The organism is Lentzea sp. NPDC042327 (assembly GCF_040647275.1).
Taxonomy (GTDB): domain Bacteria; phylum Actinomycetota; class Actinomycetes; order Mycobacteriales; family Pseudonocardiaceae; genus Lentzea.
In genome coordinates this window covers 77,401-99,975 of the sequence record NZ_JBEZBX010000013.1, presented here as the reverse complement: position 1 = coordinate 99,975, position 22,575 = coordinate 77,401, and the positions used below count along the sequence as shown (strand labels likewise).

Annotated in this window: 20 protein-coding genes; 9 read left to right on the top strand and 11 right to left on the bottom strand. The window is 70.2% G+C overall.

The window, feature by feature from the left end:
- Positions 1 to 96 precede the first annotated feature (96 nt).
- A complete protein-coding gene (serS, locus tag AB0A63_RS29255) occupies positions 97 to 1,353 on the top strand; it encodes a serine--tRNA ligase (protein WP_360396976.1) in 1,257 nt (418 codons plus the stop codon).
- On the opposite strand, the gene AB0A63_RS29250 is transcribed toward serS, so the two are convergent.
- Entirely contained in the window at positions 1,350 to 2,222 is an 873-nt protein-coding gene (locus tag AB0A63_RS29250; protein WP_360396975.1) for an LLM class flavin-dependent oxidoreductase, read from the bottom strand. The two genes, serS and AB0A63_RS29250, sit on opposite strands and share 4 nt — an antisense overlap.
- Positions 2,223 to 2,282: 60 nt before the next feature.
- Here AB0A63_RS29250 and AB0A63_RS29245 point away from each other — a divergent pair, with 60 nt between their 5' ends.
- Positions 2,283 to 3,086 carry an HAD family hydrolase gene (locus AB0A63_RS29245; protein WP_360396974.1) on the top strand — a complete coding sequence of 268 codons (804 nt, stop codon included), beginning with the start codon at positions 2,283 to 2,285 and terminating at the stop codon, positions 3,084 to 3,086.
- 17 nt (positions 3,087 to 3,103) lie between these two features.
- Positions 3,104 to 4,036, top strand: a complete 933-nt coding sequence (locus AB0A63_RS29240; protein WP_360396973.1) for an NAD-dependent epimerase/dehydratase family protein — start codon at positions 3,104 to 3,106, stop codon at positions 4,034 to 4,036.
- A 42-nt stretch (positions 4,037 to 4,078) separates the two neighbouring features.
- On the opposite strand, the gene lhgO is transcribed toward AB0A63_RS29240, so the two are convergent.
- Entirely contained in the window at positions 4,079 to 5,266 is a 1,188-nt protein-coding gene (gene lhgO / locus AB0A63_RS29235) for an L-2-hydroxyglutarate oxidase (protein ID WP_360396972.1), read from the bottom strand.
- Between the two features lie 206 nt (positions 5,267 to 5,472).
- Here lhgO and AB0A63_RS29230 point away from each other — a divergent pair, with 206 nt between their 5' ends.
- Together AB0A63_RS29230 and AB0A63_RS29225 are read left to right on the top strand one after the other, a co-directional pair.
- Positions 5,473 to 8,118 (top strand): HAD family hydrolase, encoded by a 2,646-nt coding sequence (locus tag AB0A63_RS29230; protein WP_360396971.1) that lies wholly within the window; start codon positions 5,473 to 5,475, stop codon positions 8,116 to 8,118.
- Positions 8,118 to 9,203, top strand: coding sequence for a class I SAM-dependent methyltransferase (locus AB0A63_RS29225; RefSeq protein ID WP_360397102.1), 1,086 nt, complete (start codon positions 8,118 to 8,120; stop codon positions 9,201 to 9,203). Before AB0A63_RS29230 ends, AB0A63_RS29225 begins: the two co-directional genes overlap by 1 nt.
- 74 nt (positions 9,204 to 9,277) lie before the next feature.
- On the opposite strand, the gene AB0A63_RS29220 is transcribed toward AB0A63_RS29225, so the two are convergent.
- From AB0A63_RS29220 to AB0A63_RS29185, 8 genes are read right to left on the bottom strand one after another with little or no spacing between them, the layout of a single operon-like run.
- A complete protein-coding gene (locus tag AB0A63_RS29220; RefSeq protein WP_360396970.1) occupies positions 9,278 to 10,768 on the bottom strand; it encodes a DUF2142 domain-containing protein in 1,491 nt (496 codons plus the stop codon).
- A complete protein-coding gene (locus AB0A63_RS29215; RefSeq protein WP_360396969.1) occupies positions 10,752 to 12,269 on the bottom strand; it encodes a DUF2142 domain-containing protein in 1,518 nt (505 codons plus the stop codon). Before AB0A63_RS29215 ends, AB0A63_RS29220 begins: the two co-directional genes overlap by 17 nt.
- A complete protein-coding gene (locus AB0A63_RS29210; RefSeq protein WP_360396968.1) occupies positions 12,266 to 12,853 on the bottom strand; it encodes an acyltransferase in 588 nt (195 codons plus the stop codon). The genes AB0A63_RS29215 and AB0A63_RS29210 overlap by 4 nt, the downstream gene beginning before the upstream one ends.
- Positions 12,850 to 13,941: a DegT/DnrJ/EryC1/StrS family aminotransferase gene (locus tag AB0A63_RS29205; RefSeq protein ID WP_360396967.1), complete on the bottom strand. Its 1,092-nt coding sequence runs from the start codon at positions 13,939 to 13,941 to the stop codon at positions 12,850 to 12,852. Before AB0A63_RS29205 ends, AB0A63_RS29210 begins: the two co-directional genes overlap by 4 nt.
- A complete protein-coding gene (locus AB0A63_RS29200; RefSeq protein ID WP_360396966.1) occupies positions 13,938 to 14,630 on the bottom strand; it encodes an acetyltransferase in 693 nt (230 codons plus the stop codon). Before AB0A63_RS29200 ends, AB0A63_RS29205 begins: the two co-directional genes overlap by 4 nt.
- Complete coding sequence (locus AB0A63_RS29195) at positions 14,627 to 15,760, bottom strand: DegT/DnrJ/EryC1/StrS family aminotransferase (RefSeq protein ID WP_360396965.1); 1,134 nt, start codon at positions 15,758 to 15,760, stop codon at positions 14,627 to 14,629. The genes AB0A63_RS29200 and AB0A63_RS29195 overlap by 4 nt, the downstream gene beginning before the upstream one ends.
- The gene (locus AB0A63_RS29190; RefSeq protein WP_360396964.1) at positions 15,760 to 16,731 is read right to left on the bottom strand and encodes an SDR family NAD(P)-dependent oxidoreductase; all 972 of its coding nucleotides are present in this window, start codon (positions 16,729 to 16,731) and stop codon (positions 15,760 to 15,762) included. Before AB0A63_RS29190 ends, AB0A63_RS29195 begins: the two co-directional genes overlap by 1 nt.
- Positions 16,732 to 16,747: 16 nt before the next feature.
- A complete protein-coding gene (locus AB0A63_RS29185) occupies positions 16,748 to 17,758 on the bottom strand; it encodes a Gfo/Idh/MocA family oxidoreductase (protein ID WP_360396963.1) in 1,011 nt (336 codons plus the stop codon).
- Positions 17,759 to 17,953: 195 nt separating this feature from the next.
- On the opposite strand from AB0A63_RS29185, the gene AB0A63_RS29180 reads away from it, so the two are divergent.
- Genes AB0A63_RS29180 through AB0A63_RS29170 form a run of 3 tightly spaced genes read left to right on the top strand, consistent with a single transcriptional unit; the run spans position 17,954 to position 19,883 of the window.
- Positions 17,954 to 18,643 (top strand): glycosyltransferase family 2 protein, encoded by a 690-nt coding sequence (locus tag AB0A63_RS29180; RefSeq protein ID WP_360396962.1) that lies wholly within the window; start codon positions 17,954 to 17,956, stop codon positions 18,641 to 18,643.
- Position 18,644: 1 nt separating this feature from the next.
- The gene (locus tag AB0A63_RS29175; protein ID WP_360396961.1) at positions 18,645 to 18,992 is read left to right on the top strand and encodes a DUF2304 domain-containing protein; all 348 of its coding nucleotides are present in this window, start codon (positions 18,645 to 18,647) and stop codon (positions 18,990 to 18,992) included.
- Between the two features lie 3 nt (positions 18,993 to 18,995).
- Positions 18,996 to 19,883 (top strand): glycosyltransferase family 2 protein, encoded by an 888-nt coding sequence (locus AB0A63_RS29170; RefSeq protein ID WP_360396960.1) that lies wholly within the window; start codon positions 18,996 to 18,998, stop codon positions 19,881 to 19,883.
- Between the two features lie 70 nt (positions 19,884 to 19,953).
- On the opposite strand, the gene AB0A63_RS29165 is transcribed toward AB0A63_RS29170, so the two are convergent.
- Positions 19,954 to 21,252, bottom strand: coding sequence for a hypothetical protein (locus AB0A63_RS29165; RefSeq protein WP_360396959.1), 1,299 nt, complete (start codon positions 21,250 to 21,252; stop codon positions 19,954 to 19,956).
- Positions 21,253 to 21,349: 97 nt separating this feature from the next.
- Here AB0A63_RS29165 and glf point away from each other — a divergent pair, with 97 nt between their 5' ends.
- A complete protein-coding gene (gene glf / locus AB0A63_RS29160) occupies positions 21,350 to 22,537 on the top strand; it encodes a UDP-galactopyranose mutase (RefSeq protein WP_360396958.1) in 1,188 nt (395 codons plus the stop codon).
- Positions 22,538 to 22,575 lie beyond the last annotated feature (38 nt).

Genomic DNA, 22,575 nt, shown 5'->3' with positions numbered 1-22,575 from the left:
CCCTGGAGGAACGCGGGGCCCCCGCGTGCCCGGTCGGTGGGCGGGTGGGCGGAACTCGGTGAGGGGCGTGGTACGGGCTGGTCTACCCTTCTCAGGGTGATTGACCTCAAGGTGTTGCGCGAGAACCCGGAGATCGTGCGCGCTTCGCAGCGTGCCCGCGGCGAGGACGAAGGTGTCGTCGACGCCCTGCTGTCCGCTGACGAGCGCCGGCGTTCCGCGATCTCCCGCGCGGACACCCTGCGCGCCGAGCAGAAGGTGCTCGGCAAGGAGGTCGGCAAGGCCAAGGGCGACGACAAGACCGCGTTGCTGGTGAAGGCCAAGGACCTCTCGAACGAGGTGAAGGCCGCCGAGGCCGAGCAGCACGCCACCGCGGCCGAGGTCGACGAGCTGCTGGCCAAGATCCCGAACCTGGTGCACCCGGACGCCCCGGTCGGCGGCGAGGACGACTTCGTGGTCCTCAAGACCGTCGGCGAGCCCCGCGAGTTCGACTTCGAGCCGGTCGACCACCTCGACCTGGGCACGAAGCTGGGCGCGATCGACATGGAGCGCGGCGCCAAGGTCGGCGGGTCGCGGTTCTACTTCCTCACCGGGGTGGGGGCGCAGCTGGAGCTCGCGCTGCTGAACATGGCGGCGGCGCAGGCGACGGCGAACGGCTTCACGTTGATGATCACGCCCACGCTGGTGCGGCCGGAGATCATGGCGGGCACCGGCTTCCTGGGTGCGCACTCCAGCGAGATCTACCACCTGCCGAACGACGACCTGTACCTGGTCGGCACGTCCGAGGTGCCGCTCGCGGGCTACCACGCCGACGAGATCCTCGACGGCGAGCGGCGCTACGCGGGCTGGTCGTCGTGCTACCGGCGCGAGGCCGGCTCGTACGGCAAGGACACCCGCGGCATCATCCGCGTGCACCAGTTCAACAAGGTCGAGATGTTCTCCTACGTCAAGCCGGAGGACGCCGAGGCGGAGCACGCCCGGCTGCTGGCGTGGGAGGAGGAGATGCTCGCCAAGATCGAGGTCCCCTACCGCGTCATCGACACGGCGACCGGCGACCTGGGCACGTCCGCGCACCGCAAGTTCGACTGCGAGGCGTGGGTGCCGACCCAGGGCAAGTACCGCGAGCTGACCTCGACGTCGAACTGCACCACGTTCCAGGCGCGCAGGCTGAACGTCCGCTACCGCGACGAGAACGGCAAGTCGCAGATCGCGGCCACGCTCAACGGCACGCTGGCGACCACGCGCTGGATCGTCGCGATCCTGGAGAACCACCAGAACGCCGACGGCTCGGTCACCGTGCCCGCGGCGCTGCGGCCGTTCATGGGCGGCGTCGAGAAGCTGGTCCCGAAGGGCTAACCGAGCGCGGGCAGCACGTCGGCGGCGACCTGTTCGACCACCGACTCGCTGCCCGCGTACACGCCGTCGTGCCGCGGCCAGTGCGACACCACGTCGGTGAAGCCCAGCTCGGCCGCGCGGCCGACGGCGTCGGTGAAGCACTGCACCGACGACAGCGAGTAGACCGGTGCCGAGTCGAGGTTGAGGTACCGGTCGACGCGCGTGCGGCGGCCGGTGCGCAGGATCGTCTCGTCGAACTGCGCGGCCATCCGCGCGACGCCGCGCCACCACTCCTCGTGGTCCTCGGCCGGCGGGCCCATCGTGACCCAGCCGGTGCCGAACCGCGCCGCCACCTCCATCGCCTTCGGCCCGTTCGCCGCCACCACGAACGGCAGCCGCGGCCGCTGCACGCAGCCGGGGAAGCCGCGGGCCTCCACGGCCTGGTAGTAGCGGCCGTCGTAGCTCACCTCGTCCTGCGACAGCAGCTGTGCGAGCAGCTCGACGAACTCGGTGAACCGCTCGGTGCGCTCCTTCGGCAACGGCGGCTTGCCGCCCAGCACCGTCGTGTCGTAGCCGGGGCCACCGGCGCCGACGCCGAGCGTGAACCGGCCGTCGGACACGTCGTCCACGGCCAGCAGCTCGCGGGCGAACGACACCGGGTGGCGGAAGTTCGGGCTGGCCACCAGCGTTCCCAGGCGAATCCGGGTCGTCACCATCGCGGCGGCGGTGAGCGTGGGGATGGAACCGAACCACGGTCCGTCGACGAGCGTGCGCCACCCGAGGTGGTCGTAGGTCCACGCGTGGTGGAAGCCGTACTCCTCGGCGGCCCTCCACTTGGGCTCGGCAATCCACCAGCGGTGCTCGGGAAGGATCACTATGCCTGTGCGCACACCCGTACCGTAACGACCTGTTCTGCCGCCGGACGAACCACACCAGGCAACATGGTGGACGTGGAACAACCTCTGCTGGTCGCGACCGACATCGACGGAACCCTGCTCACGCCCACCGACGAGGTGTCACCCCGCACCGCGGCGGTGGTCGGCCGGGTGATCGCGGCGAAGGTGCCCTTCGTCCTCGTCACGGGCCGTCCGCCGCGCTGGATCCCCACGCCGGCCGCCAAGGCGGGCACGACGGGTCTCGCAGTCTGCGCGAACGGCGCCGCCCTCTACGACATCGCCGCCGACCGCGTCCTGTGGCGCAGGGGCCTCGACCCGGTCCTGCTCAGCGACATCGCGAGCACGCTGGACCGCGTCCTGCCCGGCTGCGCGCTCGCCGTCGAACGCCTCGGCGAGACCGCGGCCGACTCCGACTTCGTCGCCGAGCACGGCTACGAGCACGCCTGGCCGGAGGGACCGTCCGAGGACGTCCACCGCGCCCGCGTGCTCGGGTTCGACGCCGTCAAGATGCTGGTCAGGCACACCGGCATGACCAGCGCCGCGATGGTCGAGGCGTGCGAGGGCCTGGTCACCGACCACGTCGACGTGACGTTCTCCACGAACAACGGGCTGATCGAGCTGTCCGCCAAGGGCGTCACGAAGGCCACCGGTCTCGCCGACGCCGCCGAGCGCTTCGGCGTCCCCGCGAGCGCCGTGGTGGCGTTCGGCGACATGCCCAACGACATCCCGATGCTGCAGTGGGCGGGGCACGGCGTGGCGATGGCCAACGCGCACCCGTCGGCCCTGGAAGCGGCGGACGAGGTCACCGCTCCGAACTCGGAGGACGGCATCGCCCTGGTCCTCGAGCGCTGGTTCTGACCTCGTAGGCTGGCGCCATGCGTGCTCTCGTGACCGGCGGTGCCGGGTTCATCGGCTCCACCCTCGTCGACCGCCTCCTGCGCGACGGCCACACCGTCCACGTCGTCGACGACCTGCGGCGGGGCAAGCGCACGGCGCCCGAGGCCCACGCCGAGCGCTACTCGTTCACGCAGCTCGACGTCACCTCGCCGGAGCTGGCCGACGTGGTCGCGGCGGCCGCTCCCGAGGTCGTCTACCACCTGGCCGCGCAGATCGACGTGCGCGTGAGCGTCGAGCGGCCGCTGGACGACGCGACCCAGAACGTCCTGGGCACCGTGAACCTCGCGGAGGCCGCCCGCCGCGCCGGCGTGCGCAAGGTCTGCTTCGCCTCCTCCGGTGGCTCGATCTACGGCACCCCGGACGTGCTCCCGGTGTCCGAGGCCGTGCCGATCAACCCGAAGTCGCCCTACGCGGCGTCGAAGGTCTCCGGCGAGGTGTACCTCAACACCTACCGCCAGCTCTACGGCCTGGAGTGCACCCACCTGGCGCTGGCCAACGTCTACGGCCCCCGCCAGGACCCGCACGGCGAGGCGGGCGTGATCGCGATCTTCGCCAACGCCCTGCTCGCCGGGAAGCCGACCAAGGTCTTCGGCGACGGCGGCAACACCCGCGACTACGTCTACGTCGAGGACGTCGTCTCGGCGTTCGTCGCCGCGTCCGGTGAGGCCGGCGGCGGGCAGCGCTACAACATCGGCACCGGCCACCAGGTGTCCGACCGCGAGCTGCACACGCTCGTCGCGAAGGCGGCGGGTGCCGCGGACGACCCGGAGCACGCCCCGGCCCGCCTCGGCGACCTGCGCGCCTCCGCGCTCGACGCGAGTGCCGCGGAGCGCGACCTCGGCTGGACCCCGGAGGTCGACATCGCGACGGGCGTGTCCCGCACGGTCGACTACTTCCGCGCTCAGCTCTGAGCGACCGGCCGGGCCTGGCGGAAGGTCAGGCCCGGCCGCCCGTCAGGCCTGGGCGACCGCCTGGTCGGCCACGTACCGGGCGATCTCCAGCGACGACGTCGCCGCCGGCGAGGGCGCGTTCAGCACGTGCACCTGGGCCGGTGCCGTCTCGATGAGGAAGTCGTCGACCAGCGAGCCGTCCGGCAGCATCGCCTGCGCCCGCACGCCGGCCTCGGACCTGACCAGGTCCGACTCCTGCACCGCCGGCACGAGCCGGGCCAGCGAGGCGGCGAACCGCTTCTTCGAGAACGACCGCAGCACCTCCTCGGCCCCGGTCTTCGCGAACTTGCGGGCGAGCTTCCAAATGCCGGGGAACCGGGCCACGTCCCAGAGGTCGGCGGGCGAGATCTGGGTCCACCGGTAGCCCTCGCGGCGCAGCGCGAGCACGGCGTTGGGGCCCGCGTGCACGGAACCGTCGAGCATGCGGGTGAGGTGCACGCCGAGGAACGGCAGCGTCGGGTCCGGCACCGGGTAGATGAGGCCCTTGACCAGGTGGCGCGCCTGCGGGGCGAGCTCGTAGTACTCGCCGCGGAACGGCACGATCGTCGCGCGCGGCTCCAGGCCGGCGAGGCGGGCGACGCGGTCGGACTGCAGACCGGCGCAGTTGACCAGCAGGTCGGCGCGCAGCACCTCGGTGCCGGTGGCGACCTCGACCCCGCCGGTGCGGCCGGGGCGGATGCCCAGCGCGGGCGTGAACAGGCGCAGGTCGGCGCCGGCCGCGTTCAGCGACCGGACCAGAGCGCCGCAGATGCCGGGGAAGTCGATGATGCCGGTGCTCTCCACGCGCAGGGCGGCCACGCAGGAGACCTCGGGCTCGTAGTCGCGCGCCTCGGCGGGGGAGATCAGCTTGGCGGGCACGCCGTTCGCCTCCGCGCGCTCCGCGAGCACGTTCAGCGCGGGCAGCTCGTCGGGGGAGGTGGCGACGACGAGCTTGCCGCACACCTCGTGCGCCACCCCGTTGGCGCGGGCGAAGTCGATGATCGAGCGGTTGCCCGCCACGCTCATGCGCGCCTTGAAGGAGCCGGGCTTGTAGTACAGCCCCGCGTGCACCACGTTGGAGTTGTGGCCGCTCTGGTGGGCCGCCCAGTGGCCCTCCTTCTCCAGAACCGTTACCCGGTAACCCCTGCTGACCAGCTCGTTCGCCGTTGCCAGACCGAGGATGCCGCCACCGATCACGATCGCGTGCCGCAAGACGTCTCCCTCATTCACCTCGTGGACCGCACGCCCGCTCCGGTGGACCGCGCGTACGGCCGACAAGGATACGTCCGGCCGGGATCGGCGCGGTCGGCCCCGGTATGGTGACGGCCGCTGTGTCATCTGGGCAGCACGCAGAAACTCCGTGGTATGAGCCATTCGCCGGTGCGGTGTCACCGCGGTGGGGAAAAGGGGGCACCGCGATGACTCAGGTCGCGGCAGCACGACGTCATCCGCTGTTGGAGGACGTGCACAGGATCATCGAGGACCGGTCGTGCTCCGTCCTCTCGTTCGACATCTTCGACACGATCCTGTGGCGGCGCGTGCCCCGGCCCGCGGACGTGTTCGGCATCCTCGGCGCCCGCCTGCGCGCTGCGGGGCTCGCGCCGGAGTGGGTGACCGACGCCACGTTCCGCCGGATGCGCGTGGTCGCGGAGGACAAGGCGCGCAACGGCCGCGAGGCGCTGGGCACCGAGGTCTCGCTGTTCGACATCTGGCGCGCGATGCCGTCGAACGTGTTCCCCCGCGAGCGCCTCGACGAGCTGGTGAAGGCCGAGATCGAGACCGAGCGCGAGTACACGGTCGTCGACCTCGACATGGCCGAGGTGGTGAAGAGCGCGCTCAAGCACGACGTGCAGGTCATCTTCGTCTCCGACACCTACTTCACCGAGGAGCACCTCAACTACCTGCTCGACCGCCCCGAGCTGGGCAGCCTGAAGGACGTCAAGATCTTCCGCTCGCACCAGCACGGGCTGGACAAGGCGAGCGGGCTGTTCGAGATCGTGCTCAAGGAGATCGGCAAGGAGCCGGAGCAGGTCGTGCACATCGGCGACAACGTGGTCGCCGACATCGAGGTGCCCGGCGAGATGGGCGTGCGGACCGTGCTGTTCCGCCGCCTCGACGACGAGCTGACGAACGTGCTGGAGCGCGAGAACGACACGGTCGAGCACTTCGGCCCGTACGCGCCGCACTTCGACGCCGTCGAGGGCGACTTCGGCATCACCAGCCTGCGCGCCAAGACGATCCAGGCCGGCCGGCACCAGTCCAACTCGGCCGTCGACACCGCGTGGCGGTACGGCGCCTCGGTGTTCGGCCCCGTCCTCACCGGCTTCGCCGAGTGGGTGGCGTGGAAGGCGCACACGGCGGGCAAGAAGGTCCTCTGGTGCCCGATGCGCGAGGGCGAGCTGCTCTCCGAGCTCGTCAACAACGCGGCGAGGGCCCGCGGCTGGGACGTCACGGCCAAGCCGATCTGGCTGTCCCGCCACGTCACGTCGATCGCGGGTGTCACGGAGTTCGACACCGACTCGATCCACGAGTTCATCCGGCGCAGCTACCAGCTGAACGTGCGCCAGGTGCTGTCGACGATGGGGCTGCGCGCGGGCGACGTGCCGAGCCTCGCCGGCGACCTGAACACGGTCATCGACAACGGCGGCATCGCGGAGCGGGTCAGCATCGCGCTGACCGAGACCCCGCACATCCAGAACCGCCTCAAGGGCAACCTCACCGCCGCCCGCGAGCGGCTGATGCTCTCGCTGCGCAAGGCGGGCGCGCTGGACGGCGACGACATCACCCTCGTCGACCTCGGCTGGGGCGGCACGATCCAGTACATGCTGGCCAAGGCGTTGAAGGCGGCGGGCAGCGACATCGTCCCGGCCGGTCTCTACATCGCCACGGACCACCGCGCCGCCCGCGCGTACCTCGCCGGGCTCCAGGTCGAGGGCTACCTCGCCCAGGCCGGTCACCCCGAGGACACCTGCGCCACCATCGTGCGCAGCCCCGAGGTGTTCGAGCAGTGCGTCAACTCGATCTGCGGCTCGCTCATCGGGTTCACCGAGGACGGTGCGCCGGTGCTCGGCCCGGTCTCCGAGTCGACCTCGCAGAACAACGAGCGCAGGGCCGTGCAGGACGGCATCAAGGCGTTCCAGGCGCAGTGGAACCGCTACGTCACCCACTCCGACGGCCGGTGGGCGGACCTCACCACCTCCCCGGCGGCGAAGGACCGGCTCGCCAACATCCTCGTGTCGGCCCTCAAGGCGCCGACGCCGGAGGAGGCGGCCGTGTTCGGCAACTGGGCGCACGAGGACAACTTCGGTTCCTCGGTCGTCACCAGGATCGTGCCGGAGGACCTGAAGGCCGTGCTGCCGTACCTCTCGCCGGCCGACCTCGACGACCTGCACATGCGCGACTCGTTCTGGCCGGCCCTGCTCGCCGCGTCCGACACCGGTCTCGGTGCGGCCGCGCGCGGTCTCGCCACCGGCCGGATCGAGCCGTCGGTCTTCGAGTCGAGCGGTGAGCCGATGGAGACGGCGCTGTACTACCGCACCGCCGAGGACAAGTGGCGCGAGGCCGGGCGCAAGCGCGTGCGGATCAACCACAACGGCCTGTCGTTCGCCCGGCTGCGGTTCGAGCACCACGACACCATCGACCTCTCCCTCGCACTGCCCGGACGTCCCGCGATCGTGCGGGTCGACTGGATCGAGGCCGAGGTCGTCGCCGCGGGCGGCCGCAAGGTCACCGTCCGCTGGGAGGGCCACGACGACTTCGCCGGCATGAGCTACCGCGAGTGCCGCTGGCTCGGCGCGAACATGGTCGAGTTCGACAACGAGCACTCCGCGCTGATCCTGCCGATCGCGCAGCGCGCCGGCGGCTGGGTGTCGTCGGGCCAGGTCACCGTCGGTTTCGCGGTGCTGCCGCAGTCCATCTCGCACCTCTCCCCGCACCTGCCGACCGCGAAGAAGCTCGCGCGGGTGTCCGGTCGCCTCAAGCAGGAGTACAGGACTCGCGGTCCGGCCGGACTCGCGGCAAGCGCGGCGCGGATCGCGATCCGCAAGCTGGGAGGTAACACGTGATGCTCGACCCGGCGATGACCGGCGACAGAACCGATCCCCACGCCCAGGCGAGGACCGCGCGGCAGCAGCCCTTCCTGCTGCACTCGATGTCCGTCTTCCACGAGATGTTCAAGATCCTCTTCACCTACAAGAAGATCGAGAGCGTCCTCGAGGTCGGTGTCGAGTCCGGTCAGGTCAGCTCGATCTACACCGAGCTGGGTGCGTCGAAGGTCTACTGCATCGACCCGTACCCGACGGCGGAGCTGCGCGAGACGCTCGCGAAGAACCCGAAGCTCGAGCTCGTCGAACGGCCGTCGCCGCAGGTGCTGGCCGAGCTGCCGGCCGCCGACCTGTACGTGCTGGACGGCGACCACAACTACGCCGTGCTGCACGGCGAGCTGACGTACCTGCTCAAGAACACGCCGGACGCGGTCATCGCGCTGCACGACGTGCTGTGGCCCTGGTCGCGCCGCGACCTGTACTACGAGCCGTCGCTGCTGTCCGGTGACGCCAAGCACGAGGTGTCACTCGTCGACGGACCGACGATCTGGCACGACGAGCTCACGCCCGCCGGTTTCGTCGGGCACGGCTCGTACAGCGTCGCCGTCGAGGCGGGCGGCGAGCGCAACGGCGTGCTGACCGCGATCGAGGACGCCATCGCGGAGGCCGACGAGGACTGGCTGTTCGTCATCGTGCCCGCCGTGTTCGGCATGGGCGTGATGGTGCGCAAGGACGCCCCGTTCGCCAAGAAGCTGCTCGACGCGCTCAAGCCGTACACGTCGTCGAAGCTGCTCGCGATGATGGAGAACAACCGCGTCGCCATGTACACGCGCGTGCTGCAGCTGCAGTACGAGGCGGTGGCCGCCGCGGAGAACCACGACCGCTTCGCCGAGGAGGTGGCCCGGCAGCGCGTGGAGATCGAGCGGCTGCACGGCGAGCTCGCACGGCGGAACCACGAGCTCGGGGTGCTCCGCACGCAGAACGCGGAGCTGCAGCGCCACCTGCGCGACCCCGACCTGGCGGGGGAACCCAACATCGGCACCGTGCTGCACCAGCTCAGCCGCGTCGCCGGCAAGCAGATCCGCAAGGCGCGCAACGGGTCCTGACCGGACTCAAGACGAGAGGCCCTCCCGGCGCTGTGCCGGGAGGGCCTCTTCGCGTTGTCAGGCCCGCGGTTGCGTCAGACGGACGTCGTCACCTGCTCCGGTTCGGACTGGACGTGCACCCGCTCCGGAACCCTCGACGCCCACCAGTAGGCGGCGAAGAGCACACCGGCCCCCACCACCCCCAGCACGATCGGCAGCACCGAACCCAGCGGCGGCGTCCACTCGCCCTCGAGCGGGTTGAGCGACTTCAGCCCCGACTGCCAGCGCGTCATCGCGTACAGCAGGCACGCCACGTGGACCGGCAGCGTCAGCACCGCGAACAACCGCGTCATCGTCCGCATGTGCCGGGCGGTGAAACCGTGCCGCACCAGCACGTACGCGGCGAGCATCGGCAACGCCACCGCGACGGTGAGGAAGTACCTGCCCTGGTTGAAGAACCAGATCCGGTTGGCGCTCAGCACCTCCAGCGCGAGCAACGGCACGAACGCGCCGAACGCCAGCGCTCCCAGCCGCCACCGCTCGACCCGGTCGCCGAGTGCGAAAGCGGCCAGCAGCGGCAGCCCGACCACCATGATCCACACGATGTAGACGAGGCGGGGCATCTCCAGCTCGGCCCAGCCGGGCACGGAGATCATCTGGTAGACGTTGTTCGGCCACGCGTGGACGAACGCGTGCTTCAGCACCATCGCGAGCGTCTGCTTGCGGTCCCACCCGGTCGGGTCGGCCGGCTTGACGACCAGCGTCCACGCGAGCGACGCGACGGTCGCCAGCACGACGAGGACCGACCAGCGCTTCACCGACGCCGACCGCCACAGCTCGCGCAACCGGTCCTTCGAGGACGGCAGCAGCACCACACCGAAGATCACGCACAGCCACATGGCACCCGTGAACTTCGGCGTCACGAGCACGGCCGCCGAGATCCCCGCCAGCGCCACGGCCGCGCGGTTCACCCCGGCCCGCTGCTCGTGCACCAGGGCCAGCAGGCTCGCGAACAGCGCCGCACCGGCGGCGATCTCCACGCCCTGCGGGTTCACCGCACCGGCGAGGTGCGCGACCATCGGCGTGGTCGCCGCGACGACACCGGCGAGGAGCGCCCGGTGCCGCGTCCACCGCACCGCGGCCACCACCGTGCCGGCGAGCAGCGCAGCCACGGCGGCACCGGTCAGCAGGCGGGTGAGCATGATCCCGGTCCAGTTCGGCCACGGCAGCAGCGGCCAGCCCGTCACCGCGTAGTAGACCGGGTTGTACCGCGCCGCGGTCGTGTCGAGCTCCCGCAGCGTCTCGTCACCACCGGGCTCCGGCTCGCAGTCGGCGGGCACCGTCGCCTTGGTGGGGAAGCAGAAACCGGGGTAGAGGCTGTCCGGCACGAGCTGCAGACCACCGTTGAGGTCCTGCTTGGCGATGATCTCGCCGCGCACGACCCCCGCCGCGCGCAGCACGTGCTGCGACTCGTCCGGCGGGCCGTTGTACGGCGTGGCGAACGCCCAGCCCGCGAACAGCGCGGCGAAGCCGACGAACGACACCAGCCACAGCCGCACTCCGGAACGTTCAGCTGTTGGCGGCACGGATCGGCTCCTTGACGGGTTCTTCGTCGGTCACGGGCTTCGGCTCGGCCGCCGCGGGAACTCGGGAGATCCGCCAGTGGACGACGAGCGTGATCGCGATCCCGGCCACGGCCAGCACGAGCGGCAGGACCGAGCCGTACGCCGGGGACCAGCTGCCCCGCAACGGGTTGATCGACGCGAGGCCCGACTGCCAGCGGGTCATCGTGTACGCGAGGCACACGAGGTGGATCGGCAGCAGGAACACCGCGAGCAGCCGGGCGATCCGGCCCATCTGCTCGTCGTTCAGCGCCCTGCGGGAGATGACCCACGCCCCGAGCATCGGCAGCGCGATCGCTCCCGGCAGGAAGTAGCGGCCCTGGTTGAACCAGCCGATCTGGTTGGCGCTCAGCAGCTCCAGCACGAGCAGCGGTGCGAACGTGCCGAAGAACAGGAAGAGCAGCCGCCACCGGTCGGTGCGGTTGCCGACCACGAGACCGCCGAGCACGAGCAGTCCGGCCGCCATGAACCAGGCGACGTAGACCAGCCGCGGCATCAGCGTCTCGTTCCAGCCGGTCACCGCGACCATCTGGTAGGCGATGTTCGGCCACAGGTCGGCGATCACGAACTTCGCCATGTAGCCGAACGTCCAGCCGTGGTCGTAGCCCGACGGGTCCGCCGGCTTCACCAGCACGGTCCAGGAGAGCCCCAGTGCCGTCGCGAACGCCACGAACACCGACCAGCGCTTGACCGTCGCCGACCGCCAGAGCTCGCGCAACCGGTCCTTCGAGGACGGCACCAGCGCGACGAGCATGATCCCGACGAGCCACATGATGCCGGTGAACCGCGGCACCACGAGCACGGCGGCGGAGATGCCCGCCAGCGCGACCGCGGCCCGGTTGACGCCCGCACCGGCCTTCTCGGCCTGCACCAGCGCCATCATCGAGGCGAACAGCGCCGCGCCCGCCGGGATCTCCAGGCTCTGCGGGTTCACCGAGCCGTAGACGTGGAACACCATCGGGGTGGCCCCGACGATCAGACCGGCGGCCATCGCCCTGCTGCGGTTCCAGCGCGCCGCCGCCACGACCGTGCTCGCGAGCAGCGCGGAGGCGATGGCGCTGGTGACGAGCCGGCTCAGCACGACACCGGTCCAGTTCGGCCAGAACGCGAGCGGCCAGGCGGCGACCACGTAGTAGGCCGGGTTGTTGCGCCCGGCCGGCGTGGACTCCTCGTGCAGCGCCTCACCCTCGGAGGGGTAGCGCGCGTGCAGGCAGTCCGCCGGCACGGTGACCTGCTGCTGGAAGCACCAGTTGACCAGCAGGCTCGCCGGGACGTCCTGGACCGCACCGGCCGCGTCCTGCTCGGCGATGACCTGGCCCTCGAAGATGCCCGCGGCACGCACGGTGTGCCGCGACTCGTCCGCCGGCCCCTCGTAGGGTGCCGCGATCGCCCACGACGCGCTCAGCAGGAAGAACCCGAGGAACGCGAACAGCCAGAGCCGGGCGGACGACCGGGACACGGTCACGGTGCGCTCTCAGTCACGGCAACGGCTGCCAGGCCCTCGGTCTCGGAGATCAACCGGTGCCGGGTGCCGTCCTGCGGACAGGTCAGGTCCTCGTCCAGGCGGGTGGCGCACCGGCACACCCAGCCCTTCTGCACGGCCGGGTTGCCGACGACGAACGCGTGCGCGGGCACGTCGCGGGCGACCACGGCACCTGCACCGACGAAGGCGTTCTCGCCGATCACCGTGCCGCACACCACGACCGCGTTCGCGCCGATCGTCGCGCCCGACCTCACCAGGGTCGGCAGCAGCGCGTCCGAACCCAGCTTCTGGTGCGCGCGTGGGCGCATGTCGTTGGTGAACACCGCGTTCGGCCCGAGGAACACGTCGTCCTCGCACGTCACGAGGTTGAACACGAGCACGTTGTTCTTCACCGTGACGTTGTTGCCCAGCACGGCCTCGTTCTCGACGAACGCGCCGTCGCAGATGTTGCAGTCGCGCCCGATGCGCGCGCCCTTGAGCACGTGCGCGAACGCCCACACCCGAGTGCCTTCCCCGACGGTCTCGCTCTCGCAGAGACCGTTGGGGTGGACGAAGACGCCGGTCACTTGACCGCCTCCGCGAGGACCTCGACCACGCGCTCCTGCTGCGCACGGGTCAGGCCCTGGTACATCGGCAGCGAGAGGATCTCGCCCGCGGTCTGCTCGGCGTTGGGGAACGAGCCGGCGGTCGCGAACGCCTCGGTCTTGTGGATCGGGGTCGGGTAGTGGATCTGCGCGCCGACGCCGTTGTCCTGGAGGTGCTTGAGCACCCGGTCGCGCTCGGCGACGCGGACGACGTAGAGGTGCCACACGTGCTCGTTGCCCTCAAGCGTCACCGGCGTCCGCACGCCCTCGACGCCCGCGAGCAGCTCGCCGTAGTACGCGGCCACCTCCTGGCGCATGACGTTCCACGCGTTGAGGCGCTTGAGCTTCGCGTGCAGCACGACGGCCTGCAGCGTGTCGAGGCGGCTGTTGAAGCCCAGGGTGCTGTGCACGTACTTGGTCGGCGAACCGTGCTGCGAGAGCAGGCGCACCTTCTGCGCGAGGTCGGCGTCCTGCGTGGTCACCGCACCGGCGTCGCCGTACGCGCCGAGGTTCTTGCCGGGGTAGAAGCTGGTGCCGGCGGCGTGGCCCACCGAGCCGGAGATGGCGCCGTTGCGCTTGGCACCCTGCGACTGCGCGGCGTCCTCGATCAGGAAGATGCCCTGCTCGTCGCACGCCGGCTTGAGCTCCTCCAGCGGCGCCATCTGGCCGTAGAGGTGCACCGGCAGGACGGCCTTGGTGCGCTCGGTGAACGCGGCGACCGCTGCCTTGGTGTCGATCAGGTAGGTGTCCGGGTCGCAGTCGACGAACACCGGGGTGGCGCCGGCGCGGGCCACGGCCTCGGCGGTCGCGATGAAGGAGTTGGCGGGCACGATGCACTCGTCACCGTGGCCGACGCCGACCGCGCGCAGGGCCAGCTCCAGCGCGTCGGTGCCGTTGCCGACGCCGACGGTGTGCGCGACACCGCTGTACTCGGAGTACGCCTTCTCGAACTCGGCGATCTGCGGCGCGCCGATGAACGCGGTGTTGGCCAGCACCTGCTCCCAGCCCGCGGCGACCTCGTCGGCGATCTCGGCGTGCTGGAACTTCAGGTCAACGGGAGGGATCTTCATCGCTTGTTCGTCCTCATGAGATCGTCGGACTGCGGGAGAACCCGCAGGCGGCGCGCGGGGGTACCCGCCCACACCTCGTACGGCGGAACGTCTTCGAGCACCACCGCGCCCATGCCGACCAGCGCGTGCTCGCCGACGGACAGGCCTTCCCTGACCAGCGCACCGCTGCCCAGGTAGGCGGCCTCGCCCACGGTCACGCCGCCGGCCAGGGCGACCCTGGCCGCGAACGTGACGTGGTCGGAAATCTGGTCGTCGTGCGTGATGGTCACGTGCGGCATCACCACGACGTGCGCGCCGATCCGCTGCGGAGCGGTGACGGCGACGAACGCGAGCAGGACCGACCCGTGGCCGATCTCGACGCCGTGGGCGACGCTCGCGAGGGGGTGGACGACGGTGGCGTAGCGCTCGTCGGGCAGGCCGAGCCGGGCGGAGATCGTCCGCCGCGACGCCTGGTTGCGCGAGCTGGCCGTGCAGATCAGGACCTGCGCGTCGGGGTGCTCGTGGACCGTGTCGGCGCCACCGAGCACCGGCAGGCCGTCGACGAGCTCACCGTGCCGGGCCGGGTTGTCGTCCAGGAAGCCCAGCACCTCGAACGCCGGCGAGGCGGTGTTGAGCGCGCGGACCGCGCCCAACACCTCCCGAGCCAGTCCGCCCGCACCGACGAGCAGCAACGGGCGAGCTGCGGTCACCTCAGCGACTCCGCCAGTGCCGACACGACCTGGTCCTGCTCGGACTCGGTCATCTGGTGGAACAGCGGCAGGATCAACGAGCGCCGGGTCAGGTGCTCGGTCACCGGCAGCTCGGCGCGCTCGGCCTCCTCGGCACCCGCGTAGGCGGGTTCGAGGTGCGCGGCCATGATGCCGCGGCGGCCGGAGATGCCCTTGCCGAGCAGGTCGGTGAGGACGTCCACGACGGACTTCTCCACCGAGTCCGGCAACACGACCCAGAACGACTGGTAGTTCGTCGTGCCGTACTCCGGGTCGCTCACCCAGGTCAGGCCGTCGATCTCGGCGAGCATCTTGTGGTAGCGCTCGGCGAGCTCGCGGCGCTTCGCGATGACGCCGTCCAGCTTGGACAGCTGGATGATGCCGACGGCGGCCTGCATGTCGGTCATCCGGTAGTTGAACGCGAGCTCCTCGTACGCCTCCAGCTTGACGCTGCTGGTGGCGTGCCGGTCGGCCGCGGAGACGCTCATGCCGTGCTCGCGCAGCTTGCGCAGGCGGACGGCCAGGTCGGCGTCGTTGGTGGTGACCATGCCGCCCTCACCGGTGGTGAGGAGCTTGCGCGGGTGGAACGACCACGCGGCGAGGTTCGCCGACGCGCTGGCCGGACCGCCCTTGTACGTGGAGCCCGCCGCGCACGCGGAGTCGTGCACCAGCTGGACGCCGTGCTTGTCGCACACCGCCTGCACCGCGTCCACGTCGAACGGCATGCCGCCCTGGTGCACCGCGATGACCGCGCGCGTGCGGGGCGTGATGACCGCCTCGACCGTCTCGGCGGTGACGTTGCCCGTGGCCGGGTCGACGTCACAGAACACCGGCGTCGCGCCGACGTAGCGCACGACGTTGGTGGTCGCGATGAACGAGAACGACGGGATGACGACCTCGTCGCCGGGGCCGAGGCCCAGCACGTGCATCGCCAGGTGCAGGCCGGTGGTGCAGTTCGAGACCGCGACACCGTGACCAGCGCCCTGGGCGAGCGCGAACTGCTTCTCGAACTCGGCGACCCGCGGGCCCTGGGCGACCCAGCCGGAGCGGACGACCTCCGCCGCGGCGAGCGCCTCCTCCTCACCGAGGAAGGGCTTGATAACCGGGATCATCAGACGTCGCCCTTCACGCTGCGCCACCACTGCACCAGCTCGACGAGACCGTCGTGCATGGAGATGGTGGGCTTCCAGCCCAGCTCGCGCTCGGCGGCCGAGATGTCCGCGAGCCGGCGCGGCACGGAGTTGACCGACCGCTCCGGACCGAACTCCAGGTCACCGGTCGCGCCCATGGCCTCCTGCAGCGCACGCGCGAGGTCGATGAGCGAGGTCTCGGTGGCCGAGGCGATGTTGTAGACGGTGTCGGTGACGTCCGCCTGCGCCGCCAGGATGTTCGCGCGCGCGATGTCCTTGACGTGCACGAAGTCCATCGTGGCCTTGCCGTCGCCGAGGATGAGCGGCGGCTGGCCGGCCTCGATGCGCTCCATCCAGCGGATGAGCACCTCGGTGTACTTGCCGTGCGCGTCCATCCGCGGGCCGTACACGTTGAAGTAGCGCAGCGCCACGTAGTCGAGGTCGTGCATCGCCTTGAAGCTGCGCAGCATGCCCTCGTTGAACGCCTTCGAAGCACCGTAGAAGGTGTCGTTGTTGTACGGGTGGTGGCGTTCGGTGGTGGGGAACTCCTCGGCCAGGCCGTAGACCGACGCCGTGGACGACGCGATGACCTTCTCGACGTTCGCCTCGACGGCCGCCTCGATGATGTTGAACGTGCCGTCGACCAGCACCTCCAGCGCCACGCGGGGCTCCGCGGCGCAGCGCGTGATGCGCAGCGCGGCGAGGTGGAAGACGGCGTCCGCGCCCGCGACGGTCTTCTTGACCAGCGGGATGTCGCGGATGTCGCCCTCGACGAGCTCGACCTTCTCCGGCGCCCGCTCGAGCGCCTCCGCGATGTTCTGCACACGGCCGCGGCTCAGGTCGTCGATGACGACGACCTTCGCGGCACCCGCGTCCAGCAACTGGTCGACCACGTGTGAGCCGATCGTGCCGGCACCGCCGGTGACCACGATCCGCCGGTCGGTCAACTCCATCTTCGGTGCTCCTCAGTTATGCGTTCACTACGGGCACGAAAGTGCCGCCCTGGGCAAGGCTCTGGGATGCGGCCTCGAGCTGCGCGAGCACGCGGAGGCCAGCCCGCCCGTCGGTGAGCGGCGCGCGCTTCTCGGTGATCGCCGCGGCGAACTCCGCCATCACGGCGCGCAGGGCCTCGCCACCCTTGAGGGCGGGCGCCACGGCGTCGCCGATGCGGTAGGAGATGCGGCGTTCCTCGTCGGTCGGCCAGTCGACACCGCGGTCGTAGACGGCCAGCGGCTGCGTCGGGTCCAGGTCGTTCCACACGGCGGTCTTGCCGGAGCCGCCCACGATCATCGTGCGGATCTTGGTGGGGGACAGCCAGTTCACGTGCGCGTGCGCGATCGCCCCGTTGGACAGCTGCACCGAGAGGTACGCCACACAGGCGCGGCCCAGGTTCGCCGGGTCGGAGCCGTGGGCGGCGATGGCGACCGGGCGCACGCCGTCGGGGAGGATCGCGTCGAGGATCGACAGGTCGTGCGGGGCGAGGTCCCACAGCACGTCGATGTCGGGCTGCACGAGACCCAGGTTGATGCGCACCGAGTCGACGTACTGCAGCTCGCCGAGCTCACCGCCGCGCACGAGCTCGCGCAGGTGCTGCACGACCGGCGTGTAGACGAAGGTGTGGTCGAGCATGAGGGTGAGTCCGCGCTGCTCAGCGGCCTCGACCAGCTTCAGGCCGTCGGCGTAGGACGACGCCAGCGGCTTCTCGACGAGCACGTGCTTGCCCGCCTCGATCGCGGCGAGCGCGACGGGGAGGTGGGTGGCGGCGGGGGTGGCCACGGCCACGGCCTCGACCTCGGGGTCGGCCAGCACCTCGTCCAGGGACCCGCTGACCTTCACCGTGCTGTACTTGCCCAGCACCTGCTGGGCGCGCTCCACGTTCAGGTCGCACAGGGTGGTCAACCGGAAGTCCGGGGTCGCCTGGATGTTCCGCACCAGGTTCGGGCCCCAGTAACCGGCGCCGACGACGGCCACACCAACCATCGAGAAGTCCTCTCCAAGATCGGAAAACCCCTGACCAAGGCGCAGACCGATCGGGTCGCGCGGGTACCGCGGTGGTGGCCGGGGCAGTACCCGAGGCAGTGTAGAGGGGTGCCGTTGCAGTACGCTCCGGCCGGGTCGTGCGTGCGACGTGTGACGACCCCGTCCCCCATGTAGCGGCTTCTTTGGAGTTCCGTTGTGACCGATTGGCCAGACGTGTGGCTCATCGTCCCTTGCTACAACGAGGGGCAGGTCATCGAAGAGGTCGTCCGCCACGCGCGCCAGACGTTCCCGAACATCGTGTGCGTCGACGACGGCAGCAAGGACGACTCCGCGCAGGGCATCCGCGCCGGCGGTGCCCACCTCGTGCAGCACCCGGTCAACCTCGGTCAGGGCGCCGCCATCCAGACCGGCATCGAGTACGCCCGCAAGCAGCCGGGCGCCAAGTACTTCGTGACCTTCGACGCCGACGGCCAGCACCGCGTCGAGGACGTCCTCACGATGCTGGAGCGGCTGCGGTCCGAGGACGTCGACATCGTCGTCGGCACGCGCTTCCGCGGCGACGTGCAGGAGAGCGTCCCGCTGATCAAGCGGATCGTGCTGAAGACGGTCGTGCTGCTGAGCCCGCGCACGCGCAAGCTCGGCCTGACCGACGCCCACAACGGGCTGCGCGTCTTCAACAAGAAGGTCGCCGACGAGATGAACATCACCCTCAACGGCATGGGGCACGCGTCGGAGATCGTCGAGCTCATCGCCGTGCGGAACTGGCGGGTGACCGAGGAGCCGGTGACGATCCTCTACACCGAGTACTCGATGTCCAAGGGCCAGTCGCTGATCAACGGCGTCAACATCCTCTTCGACACGATGCTGAAGGGCCGGGCGCACTGACATGCCTATTCAGTACATCCTCGTCCTCCTCGTCGCGGGCCTGCTGATCCTCTTCGTGCGCAAGCGGGGCAACGCGAAGTCGGCGGCGAGCGTCAAGCTGGCGTTCATCCTGTTCGTGGTCTTCGGCGTCTACTCGGTGCTCCGGCCGAGCGACCTCACGGTCATCGCCGGCTGGCTCGGCGTCGGCCGCGGCACCGACCTGCTGCTGTACGGCGTGGTCATCGTGTTCACCGCCGCGACCCTGAACACCTACCTGCGGTTCAAGGAGCTCGAGCTGCGCTACGCGCGGCTGGCGAGGGCGATCGCGATCCGCCAGGCCGAGCCGCCGACCGAGGAAGCTGGGAAGTAAGTCATGACCGTCCACTTCGTGGCGCCGTACTACCTCGAGCCGAAGATCCTCTTCGAGATGATCGACAGCGTGTGCGCGCAGACCCGTGACGAGTGGCTGCTCACGGTCGTCGACGACCAGTACCCCGGCACCGCGGCCGAGGACTACATCAGGGAGATCGGCGACCCGCGCATCGAGTACGTGCGCAACGAGGTCAACCTGGGCGCGACGGAGAACGTCACCAGGTCCATGTCCATGGGCCGGGGCACGTACCTGGTCGTGCTGGGCGCGGACGACGCGCTGGAGCCGAACTACGTCGAGGTCGTGCTCGGCATGTTCGAGCGGCACCCGAACGCGATCATGGCCCACCCCGGCGTGATCGTGGTCGACGACAACAGCAAGCCGCACGACCCGCTGCCGCTGGCCGACCGCGTGAAGGTCTTCGCGGGCCGCAACGCGTGGAAGCAGCGCGAGCTGGACGGCCCCGAGGCGCTGGCCAGCCTGATGAACGGCAACTGGCTGTACGTGCCGGCCATGGCCTTCCGCCAGGACGTCGTCGCGGGCACCACCATCCGCCACGACTTCGGCTCGATCGGCGACCTCGGCTGGGTCACGGACCTGCTGCTGGAGGGTGGCACCCTGGCGCTCGACCCGACGCCGGTGTTCCGCTACCGCCGCCACATGGCGAGCCACTCGTCCAACCACGCCAAGGACGTCATCCGGTTCGACGAGGAGAAGCACTTCTACCTCGACGCCGCGAAGCGCCTGGAGGCGAAGGGCTGGACGAAGGCGGCCCGCGCGGCCCGCCTGCACGTCTTCAGCCGCCTGCACGCGATGCAGTCCGCTCTGGACGCCCTCAAGGGTGGCGACGTGAAGCGGACGATGGCGCTGGCCAAGCGCGGCCTGAGCTGACCCGCTCCGCACGCTGAACGCCGAAGCGGCCCCCGTCACCGACGGGGGCCGCTTCGTGTTCGGGTCGTTCTCAGCGTTCGGCGGCGGCGACCGCGTCGCTGCGCTGCTGCGCCGCGGCGGATAACCGGAAGAAGCTGACCAAGATCACGAGCAGCGTCAGCGCCGGCCCCACGACCTGCGCGGCGGCCGCCATCGTGGGCACGTCCCCCGGCAGCAGCGCGAAGCCGAACGTCGACGCGGTGCCGATGGCCCACGCGATCGTGATGGTGCGGTCGTGGCCCATCGCGACGAGCGCCGGTTGCACGGCGAACACGCCGATGAGCACCACCGTGCCGAACGCCAGCAGGCCCATGACCAGCGCGGTCAGCGTCGAGGTGTCGGTGGCCATGAACACCCGCAGCACCCACGAGCCGACCAGCACGAACAGCACGGAGTAGACGAGGCCCACCGCCGTGACCGCGCCGAGCGTCAGCATGATGCGACGCTTGACGAAGGCGAAGTCGCCCCTGGTCACGGCGGCCGTGAGGGCGGGCAGCAACATCGTCTGCACCGGGAAGAACGCGAGCTGCGGGATGCGGGCGACCACCACGGCCTGGGCGAACGCCAGCGCCACCACGCTGCCCTCGCCGAGGCGGGAGGACACCATCAGCGGCGCGAGGTTCGGCAGCAGCTGGGCCAGCAGGCTGGCCGTCGCGAGCGCGGCGAGCGCCTTGGTCAGCAGCGGCACCTCGCCGGGGACGCGGTCGTCGCCCCCGCTCGGGGCGGCGCGCAGCCACAGCAGGCCGGCACCCACGGCGACCAGCGAGCTCGCGAGGTAGCCGATGCCGAAGACCCACGCCGACGACACGTGCCCGAACACCAGCAGCGACACGACCACGATCCGCGCGCCGCCCTCGACCATCAGCGACACGGCGTAGCCGGTGAACCGCTGCAGGCCGCCGAGCGCGCCGCGGACGATGCTCAGCGCCGCGAGGATCGCCGGGGTGGCCAGGACCCCCAGGAACAGGCCCCAGTCGCCGTACAGGGTGTTGGGCAGCAGGTACGGCGACATCAGCAGCAGGCCCGCCATCACGACGCCCACGAGCGCCGCGCCGCCGATGCACGTCTTGCGCACGACCGGGCGCAGCGCGTGCCCGGAGGCGACGGCCGCGCTCACCGACCGGCTGGTGACCTGTTCCAGCGCGAAGAAGATGCCGGGACCGACCACGTTGACCACGAAGTAGAAGTTCGTCGCGCGCAGCGCCTCGCTCGTGACGAGCGTGCGGCTGGTCAGCGTGACGAACAGGTACCCGGCCAGGCCGAAGACGCCGAGCCCGGCCGCCATCAGGACAGGAGGGCTGAGCAGCTTGGGACGTACCGAGGACAGCACCCGGCCACCTTAGACAGTGCCCGCGCACGCCTGAGCGGAAGGCGGCGCTGAGGGGGCGTCGGCAGCGGTGGCCGCCGTCACGGCTACCCTCTTGTGGGTGAGCTTCGCAGGTTATGACCTGATTGTCGTCGGTTCCGGGTTCTTCGGTCTCACGGTCGCCGAGCGCACCGCGTCCCAGCTGAACAAGCGGGTCCTGGTGCTCGATCGTCGTGACCACATCGGTGGTAACGCCTACTCCGAGGCGGAGCCCGAGACAGGGATCGAGGTGCACCGCTACGGCGCGCACCTGTTCCACACGTCCAACAAGCGCGTGTGGGAGTACGTGAACCAGTTCACCGAGTTCACCGGCTACCAGCACCGCGTGTTCGCGATGCACAACGGTCAGGCGTACCAGTTCCCGATGGGCCTGGGCCTGCTCTCGCAGTTCGTCGGCCGGTACATGTCGCCGGAGGACGCGAAGGCCTACATCGCCGAGCAGTCCGCGGAGATCGACACCAAGGACGCGAAGAACCTCGAGGAGAAGGCGATCTCGCTGATCGGCCGCCCCCTCTACGAGGCGTTCATCAAGGCCTACACGCAGAAGCAGTGGCAGACCGACCCGAAGGAGCTGCCCGCGGCGGTCATCACCCGCCTGCCGGTGCGCTACACCTTCGACAACCGCTACTTCAACGACACCTACGAGGGCCTGCCGGTCGACGGCTACACCGCGTGGCTCGAGAAGATGGCGGACCACCCGAACATCGACGTGAAGCTGTCGACGGACTTCTTCGACGTGCGCGACGAGATCCCCGCGGGCACGCCGATCGTCTACACCGGCCCGCTGGACCGGTACTTCGACTACTCCGAGGGCTGGCTGGGCTGGCGGACGCTCGACTTCGAGCAGGAAGTCCTGCCGATCGGCGACTTCCAGGGCACGCCGGTCATGAACTACAACGACGCGGACGTCCCGTACACCCGCATCCACGAGTTCCGGCACTTCCACCCCGAGCGCGACACCTACCCGTCGGACAAGACGGTCATCGTCCGCGAGTTCTCCCGGTCGGCGGAGAAGGACGACGAGCCGTACTACCCGATCAACACGGCCGAGGACCGCGAGAAGCTCGAGCGCTACCGCGAGCTCGCGAAGGCCGAAGCCGCGGAGAAGAACGTGATCTTCGGCGGCCGCCTCGGCACGTACAAGTACCTCGACATGCACATGGCGATCGGTTCCGCGCTGAGCGTGTTCGACAACAAGATCGCCCCGCACCTCAGCGGGGGCGCCGCGCTCGACGGTTCACTCGACTGATGTGATTAGCCCGCCTGACCTGCGGTAACCTGTGGTTC